This is a genomic window from Bartonella sp. AP40SXNS (assembly GCF_042195825.1).
Classification (GTDB): Bacteria; Pseudomonadota; Alphaproteobacteria; order Rhizobiales; family Rhizobiaceae; genus Bartonella.
This window is the reverse complement of sequence record NZ_JBHIPB010000016.1, coordinates 18,877-27,905: the sequence shown is the minus strand read 5'-3', so window position 1 is coordinate 27,905 and position 9,029 is coordinate 18,877. Positions and strand designations below refer to the sequence as shown.

Sequence of the window (9,029 nt, the reverse complement as noted above, 5' to 3'; positions counted from 1 at the left end):
AAGAAGGGGAAGCTTTTTGCTTTTGCAGCCATTGGTCTTGATGTTTGAACCGAAACTGGCAGTGGTAAGGGGAAGGCCATAGAGTACGTGATCACTAAATTTTATCCCGTTATAGGAATATTGGGTTTTATAAGCTATAGAGAAGGCTATACCGAGGGGAGGGGGCTCTTAAGTCTTAAAGAGAAGATTGGATAATCTTCAGAGCACAAAATTATATGTCTACTAGAAAAAATAAGGGCGTTCTTGTATCTCAAGTGCTTCTTATTTCACACTGTCCAAAGCTAGTATCTCTAGCCTCAGTACAATGAGGTACAAATCAGATGATTTCTTACCCTACCTTAAATACACTTTTGTGAAAATTACTTTAAAGGTCGTGTGTTAGCTTATGCAAAATCTTTTATGGAAAGAGCTTATTGCTCTAAGAGCAAGGAAAAAAACGTATAAGGTTCCAGTGATAATGAAGAACTTATCGATGAAGTTTATAATCTTATCTTATTTAATTTATACTAAATCACCATCAAGCTCTATAGGATATTCAGACGTTTGAAAAAAGGATTTTATTTTTTCAGAGCTTGAGGAGCGAATAAATTGAGATTTCTGCATAAAGCAAACATGGAAAAATTGTGATTTATTGATAATGTCTTTTATCAGATAAGAGGATGAGAGCGATGAGAAAAGGGAATTTCTTTCAATATCGTAACGTGAATCAATAAACAATAAAACGCCAACACCGTTCTCAAATTGATTGACTATAATGAGTTGAATATCTGTAGCCGAAAGAGTGCAACCTTGAAGATTTAAGACATTTGTAAAATCGTGTACAGAAATTGAAGTTTCTATAAATATTATAAAAAATTGCTGTTCTTCCTTTCAGGTGTAAGGTATGGCCATGATAGCCACAATCGCATGATTGATCATATGCAATATGAACAACATCACCTGTGGCGTGCTCAAGTAATGGTGCATCTTCAGAATAAAAAACAGAGACAATTAATTCATCATTTTTAGAACTTGAATTGACTTGAATGTCATCATAAAGATCATTAATGTCACCATCAATCTTGGCTATAGTAGTAAGAATAGTGCTGTTTTTTATAAGGAGCTGTCTTATTATAAGATTAAGTAAGGTAGGGGAAGAACGTATAGGTATCTAATTTACGCGCATAAAGGCTTTGTAGGAATTAAATCTAAGCTCAGATTCTCTCTCTTTAGGGAGTTAAGACTTGTGTTTTTATCATAATGACTAGCTTCTCCATCATAATATTTCTGCACGAGAGCTTTCCAAAAATAGTACACCAGCTAGTTTGTTCTTAAAAAAAAATAATCAAGGCAATACTTTTGCACCATCCTCATTCGCCATCCTTAAGGGCGCCTTTTGCATTTACAGAAATTGCCCACTGACTTTAGAAGCGGAGCCTAGAAACGCGGGGAAAAGGAGAACTATAGGGTGGTGTGATTACTCATTCTGTCATGCTATAGAAATATTTGGTTTTGTAGGGTAGCAGCAGCCCCCCTTTAATGCTTTTTAGGCATTAAAAATGGCATGAGAAAATGCTGGTAGTCGTGATATGTTTTTTCTAAAGTTTTTTAATTATGGCTGATCCATGAGCTCTAAGATATAAATTGAGAGAGAATGGGCGGCATTAAAAGTTAAGCGCGCATGGCGAGGTTTGAGATTGATTAGTTCGAAATCCTTTTTTGAGCGGCCGTGCGCTGCACCTTTCTTGTTTCTTAAATTCATAGTACCATGCACAACTTGATACAGACCGGATGTGATCATTTTTAAGTCATTTTCATCTAGATCTTGATTTTTTAAGTTTTCTTTCTTCATATCTTCGGGATGGATCTTAGCTTTCTTAACGACTTTTTCCCATAAAGAGGGCAGCGTATTATGGGCGTTTTCTGCATATGGGATAGAATGGTGGTCGAGATAAGCTTTGCAAGAGGCTTCCAATAGATTTGCTGCAAATAGAACTGCCTCCCTTGGATCTTTTTCTATATTTTCTAATGCCCTATTTATTTCGATTTCTACTGCTGAAAGTTCTTTCTCTGTAATACGTTTTTGTAGCTCTTCTGTAGAGAGGAGACCAGCTTTTTGCAATTCTTGTGTGGAGGTCAGCTCCTTCTTGATAATATATCCTCCACGCTGATATTCTAATCTATCTTTCTTTAACGTTTCTAAAACTTTACGTTGGTCTTCTTTTAACTGTAGAGTTTTTTTGTATAACGATGAATTCAATCCGGTAGGGTCTGGATCATAATATTCTTTTTCCATAAAATCACTAAGCAGGGGACCAAGGACTTCAAGTGGTTCTTCGCATTGAGAATTGATTACACGTAGCCACACTTTAACTTTTTGGATTTTTGTACCTTCTGGAATTTCAGAAGGAGCAAATGATGCAATAAACAATTCATCTAACTCGTTATGCGTATAATGGTACGCAAACATTGGAGGAAGTAGTCCAATGATTGCAGGAGGAATTTTGTTTTTTTGAGATATTTTTTGCGGGGATGATAATTGCATTTTATGGCTTTATAATATCAAAAAGTGGTGTGTGGAGTGGTTTTTAGAGTATGATTTTATTGCTTGACCTTGCATAGAAAGTCGCGCAACAATTTTGTGGCTTATATAAGATTTGTGAAAGAGAAATGCCATATTGTGTTTTAATTTTTTTCTTCGTTCATTGTTATAACAGTGAAGCAGTGAAGGGGGGTGAATAATGTGTGATAATTCGAAAAATATAGAATGAGAACAGAAGTATAATTTTGTATTATCGTAACTGCAATAGCATTCTTTATTGGCAGATTGTTTATTGAAGAGAAGGAAGCAGGCAATGCGCATAATCCCTGAACGGAAGGTTTTGTGACAAGAATTTCAACAATAGTATGTTAGAAAAAAATGTTGCGTGTGTTCTTTGCTTGTCAAAAAGAGCAGATGGGGCGCTTTATTTGCATAACCAGTAAAGAGCTCAAGTGGGACAAGAGAGAAGTTTAGCAATCTCGTTTATCTCGTCAAGTTTATTGCTTTCACTAAAAATGCTATTTTATGATATCCGCTGTTAATCTTGCATACTTGCTAAAGAAGAAATATAAACAATTATCGTCTCTGTAAGGGAGCTTTAAGCAATGAAATTAGGCGTAAAAAAGCTCTGAAAAGCTTCTTTTGCCGTAAAACTTACAAGAAAAATTTAAAGGTAGGGAAATCTAAAAGCACACTGTAAAAATCAAAAAAACAATTTTTTTAAAGATGGTTTCCCGTATGTCATTGTGTATTACGATTTTCAATGTTTTAAAAACTTCTCCCTCAAAGAGGAAAGCCTTTGTTCTTAAAGCGGGGGAGATTTGTTATAACAGTTAACAACAAAATAGAGAGAAGATGCTGTTTTACCAGCTGTTTTTGTTGCTTTATTCACTTAATCCCGTTGCAATTACCAAACCATAGTGATCAAAGAAGTGTGATATAGGGTGAATGAAATAACTTGGTTTGAAAGTGCGGTGCGATTTTCCACACCGCGATGCGTCGTGAAAAGTGATCAGCTTTGGGGGCTGGGCGGCGTATTCTATACTGGTGTTGTAGGGGCGTTTGTTAGTGCGTTTATGGGATCTTGGATTGAAAATCATGTTGTCCTCTGTGGACACCTCCAAAGATACTATTCAGAAAATCGCATATTTCAATAGGTTTTTAGAGGTGTCTCATAGAACAAAGGGCTCATAAAATTACAAACGCTGTCTGTTATCAGTGGTGTCCGATTTTAGAGTTTAAGGAGCTTGTCGGTTTAACGCTCTTTTATAGAATGATGAAGGCTGGGGCAAAGGTTCTAGCGCATTGGTATTCCTTAACAGTGGTAAAGGCTGTATAATTTTATACACCGTTGCAAATGTTATGGATAGGGAGTTCAAATAAAGCATATCATACATAAAAATTCTTCTCTTTACGCGATAAGAGGAGGGCTAGGCAAAACAGTAAAAATGTAGCGATAGAGAAGAGGAAGAATATGAGATATGTTTGACTTAAGGAAAGGTGTTGCTCTGTTAACGAATGTAGCAGAAAGCCAGCAAATACACCCCCTAAGGCTCCACCTATTTGCTGTAATATGCGTGTGATAACGGCTGTATCTTTGACGTATAAACTATTGACATATTGGATAGGGGCGGAAAGGCATACAATGGTGGTAATGCCAAGCCCTATGCCTCTTAGCAAGAATCCAAGTCCATCCATGCTTATATTATAGCCGAAGCATAATAACCCAAAGCTTGATATCACCAAACCAATTCCTATCATGAAAAAGGGAGATTTTTCTTTCCATTTTTGGTAAATAAATTTCCTTCCAATCCATGCACCCACTCCTTGCAGAGCTAGGACTGCACCGATGATGAGAAGGCTATTTTCATGGGCTTGTTCCATGGCAATGGCTAGTGGGAAATAAACGAGGAAACTATAAAAAAGAAATGAAGCAACAAGCCCCATGATCATGAGCAATGTATAGCGCGCATTTTTAAATCCGCTAAAGACGATTAATTTGTTTTTTGCTTTCTGATTAGAAACAATGAATAATATGAGAGATATCACTGCTATAAGTGCTAGGATAAAGAGGGCGTTGTGGTTATTTATATTTCTGGCTTCTGTGAGGTAAAAAAACGAGAGAAGCGATATAGAAAATGCTAAAAATGCAAATAAGTTAAATTTTGTTTTTGTTGTTTCGTTGCTCTTTAAATGTTTTGCTCCAAGGGTGAGTGCCAATAAAATAAGCGGAATATTAATAAAAAATAACAAACGCCAAGACACATACTGAGCAAATGAAGCTCCTACAAGCGGTCCAAAGGCAGGAGCAAAAACCGTTGGTACGGCTATGGTGCCCATGGCTTGGCGCACTCGTGTCTGCCCAAATTGTAACGCAATAATGGTTTGGCTAAGGGGCAGCAAAAGGCCTGTCCCGAACCCTTGAATAATACGGGCAGATATAATGGTTGGAAAATTATAGCTTAATCCTACCCCCAGTGAGCCAAGCATAAAAATGAAGCTTGCAAGGAGCCAAGTTCTTTTTATACCTATTCTTCCTTGCACAAAAGCGGACATCAGCAGTCCTGGAACGGTGGCTAGAAAATAGGACGTGACAACCCATTGTATATTATTTCCTTCCACGGAAAAATAACGCGCAAGGTCCGGAAGGATGACATTGACAATGCTCCCGTCTAGCAGAGGAAGTATGCTGGAAATAATGACGGTATATATGACATATTTTTCTGATTTGGTATAGGAATCTAATTTTTGCATGATCATGCTACCTACAGATATTATTTTAGATATGGGGCCTGCGTCATAAATTACAGAGCTCTAAGAATGAACACGCATTTGTGATATCTGCAATTTTGATATTGGAATGAATGTGATTGGAAGTGCTGATGGTCCCCTTGTGTATAACCCGCCTTTTTCTCTAGAATTAAGCCATCAGTTAAGCTGATGTCAATGAGTTTATCGAGGAGTCTATTCGCTGTCAATTCAATCTGTATGAGAGCAAAAGCAGAACCTAGACGTGCATGCCTGCTCCATTTGCATTTATTATTTAACATGGAAAATGTTAAAATCTTTATAAATCAAATTATTGACTTAAAAATCCAATGTTTGTTTATATATCATTTTTTATGATTAAATGATTATTTGGGTGTCAAATGTATTTTCAATAGTTTATAATTTTCTTTTATTAAATATGCTGCCCTTTCTGAAAAATGTTCGACAATCTCTTGATTGTTTAATAAAAATTAAAATCGGTTATAAGGAAGAGTTTGAAAATTATAGAGTAGGAAAAAGTTGCATTTTATAAACAACAAGGGAGGGTTGTTTCCATAACCCAAACATTTTTTCAAGTTGTTATGGTATCTTTTTAAATTGCTTGATTGATAAAAGTTTTATTGGGTATTTTCTTCTAAAGCTTTGAAATGTTCATGACCGCAATAGAGTTTTGCTTTTTCCAGATCGCGCAAGATGTCTTCGAAAATACTTCCTTTGCTTTCCACAACAAAATACAGTTTTTCTTGCCCATCTTGCTCGAATAATACAGCCTAATTGGGAGTATATGATCCAAGAGGTGTATCAATTTTAAACCATTTAGGCAGTTGCGCATAAACTTTAATCTCATCGTTTTTTTTCAAACGATTGTGCAAAACTGAACTCAATATCTGAATCACAAATACATGATCATAAGGTGATTTATGGTTTTTTACATATTCTTTTATAAAACGATTTGCTTTATATTTATTAAAGTGCATTTTCTATTTTATTTTTTCATATAATTAGCCAATGAAGTTTTTGCTCTAATATCGCAATTTGTAAAAGACTATTTTGGTAATTCAATATGAAATTTTTTATGTCGGTTTCTTGTATTGAAAGTAATGGTACGATTTTTGATATCTGATAAAAATATTTACAAAAGAATTAATAACGCATGATTATAGAATTTTGTCCTTTGTTTGAAGCATGTAAAGTTAAGCCATTGTTTATTGATAGATTTTATGTTCATTATTTATTTGATACATTTAATCTAGAATGTAAATATGTATTCATATCCTCAAACTAAAATACTGGTATTGAAGTGGTGAGAGTGTTGCTTTGTTGAGAATAGATAATTGGGTAGGCTGGTATTCCCTTTGTATTAGAGAATTCAACTTATTCTCTCATATTGTGTGTGGATGAAATGTTAACCGCATAATGCTCCCTCTTACATGAGATGTAAAATGGTTTCCATATTGAGAAAAGTTGTTGATCGTAGAGGAATATTTTTCTGCGAAATTTGTTTGGCTTGAATGGAAAAAATAGAGCAATAGCCGCATATTTGTTATGCTGTAACGGCATATATATAATCGATGGAGTCAACACTTCATTTAAGAAGTTTTTTAAAGGAAAAACATAAAAAAATAGAATTATTGAAAAAAATCTTTTATTTTGAATCTTGTCTCTCACGATTATAAAAGATTCACGTAGATTTCGAAAATTCTTGTTGTGTTGAAAAGCATGAAAAATCAAGAAAATTTTGCAAAAAAGCTGCACGCATAGTGCAGCTTTTTATATATTTGCTTTAAAGGTAGACGTTTTAAAGCATGAAAGTGTCTTTACGGCTTCTATAACCATAATAGCCAAAAACACTGGAAATTACGGCACCTATGAGGCTTCCTAAAAAGCCCCACCACCCCATATTGGAGGCTGTTTTTGTGGCTTTAGTCGCAGTGTTTTTGGCGCCCTTGATCGTATCCTCAAGATTGTCTGAGAGTGTTTCTGCCCGTTCTTCAAGGACTTTGATGGCTTTTTCGGTCTTTTCCTCTGCTCTTTGATAGAGTTGGACGGCACGGTTGGCTGCTGTTTGTGCATCCGCACGGGACATGCCATCGGTCACAAGGGCATTGATGATATCACTTCGATCAAATTTTGTCGTGAGATCTTCTACACGATCAGACAGGCGTTCACCAAGATTTTTTAAAGTGGTGCGATAGTGAGACGGATCATTTTTAAAAGCTGTTATCGCAGAACCAATATCATTGAGTGCAGCTTGATAGGTTTGTTTTAAGCGATCAGGGTTGAGAGCAGGAATGTCGCTTTTATTGAGAAGGGTGCGCAATTCACTCCCAAGCTGGTCAAAATTGATATCATTGTCACTATTTTTTGCAAAAAACTGTTCAAGACTTTCGCTGTTTAAGTTTGCAAGTATAGGGGAAATATTGTTTTTTAGGCTGTCAACGGTTTGTTGGACTATGGAGCTGTTTTCTAGAGCCGTTTTAGCTCCTATCTTTGCTGTACTAGAAACCACGTGGATGGCTTGGAGGGTCATCAGCAATGTTATGAGAGCCCAGGTGAGAAAGCCATGAAGAGTCCCTGAGGTTTCAGCAAAACGTCCAGCGACAAAGCCTCCCAAGGCTAGGCTAATCAGTGTAACGATAACAGAACCCACGCCAAAGGAGAGGAAAGAGCCTTCAAATGGGGTTGAAGAAGTGAAATCCATTTGGCTTAAGCCTAAAGCTGCAACCAGAAAAGAGAGGCAGATTGAGGTGGCAAGAGCCGTCACCAGTCCCGCAAAGATTGCGGACCATGAAATGGGTGTGTGAAAGAGTGAATATTTTTCTTCTAGAGATGTTTCTCCTAGAAAATTCGTCTCAAATGGTGTGTTTTCAGGAATGCGAGTTTCCATGTTTTATCTCCTTGAATATGCTGGAGATACAATGCCTTTTTGCTAATTATGTTCCAAAAAGGAATAGATATGAGCCAAAAAGGAATAGGAAAATACTTTAAACAAATGTTTGTTATGAGAAGTAAAATGTGGCTATACAATTCAAAAGACCTCACTCATGTCTGAAAAAAGGCGGTCTATCCGTATACTATTATCATATTATCATAGAATTTCTCATGAGAGAGAATAATTTAAAAAAATTGGATACTATCGTTTATTGGTTTCTAGCTTATAAAGTAGGGGGTATATCTGCTTATTTTTATAAAAGTGTTACTGTTTTTATGGGAAGAATATTTATAAAATGAGATTAGAAGGCGCATTTAAAGATAAAAATAAATATCAGTAACGTTCATTCATAGTGTTATAAAAGATTATGGATTAAGTTAAATAAAAAGCTTATTGAATTGTTATGACATCATATTTGTTAATATGTTACACGGTAATTTTTTGATATTTATCTTAGATGAAGAGTTTTATGAAATGAGTAAGATATATTTGGTTGTGAGTTGGTTTGCAGAGAAAGCATTATATTTTATGGTATAGGGGATAGATCAAGATTTTTTCCATAATTATTTGTGTTGATAGGGGCTTCAAGCTATTGTTGTGTTATGTGCCACCATAGTGATTTTGGGGTAGATACGTTAGAGATTGTTTTTCTGCTTTACGTTTTGTCGATCAACGTTGATGGATATTGTATAGAAAGTGAGACTGTTGCCGTGGAGAGAGAGATTATGCTTTTGCTTATAATATCAATGAAAAAAGCAACGGAATATTACGGCAAAGTATTTGTATAGGAGAGCTTATTTAGGGGAT

Annotated in this window: 3 protein-coding genes and 1 pseudogene; all 4 read right to left on the bottom strand. The window is 35.7% G+C overall.

Features of this window, described 5'->3' with window-relative positions:
- Window positions 1-1,591 precede the first annotated feature (1,591 nt).
- Window positions 1,592-2,524 carry an abortive infection family protein gene (locus ACFILZ_RS08515; RefSeq protein WP_375610871.1) on the bottom strand — a complete coding sequence of 311 codons (933 nt, stop codon included), beginning with the start codon at window positions 2,522-2,524 and terminating at the stop codon, window positions 1,592-1,594.
- 1,386 nt (window positions 2,525-3,910) lie between these two features.
- A complete protein-coding gene (locus tag ACFILZ_RS08510) occupies window positions 3,911-5,275 on the bottom strand; it encodes an MFS transporter (protein ID WP_375610872.1) in 1,365 nt (454 codons plus the stop codon).
- 632 nt (window positions 5,276-5,907) lie between these two features.
- A pseudogene (locus tag ACFILZ_RS08505) lies at window positions 5,908-6,267 on the bottom strand (hypothetical protein).
- Between the two features lie 821 nt (window positions 6,268-7,088).
- Window positions 7,089-8,177 carry a DUF3792 domain-containing protein gene (locus tag ACFILZ_RS08500; RefSeq protein ID WP_375610873.1) on the bottom strand — a complete coding sequence of 363 codons (1,089 nt, stop codon included), beginning with the start codon at window positions 8,175-8,177 and terminating at the stop codon, window positions 7,089-7,091.
- Window positions 8,178-9,029: the final 852 nt, after the last annotated feature.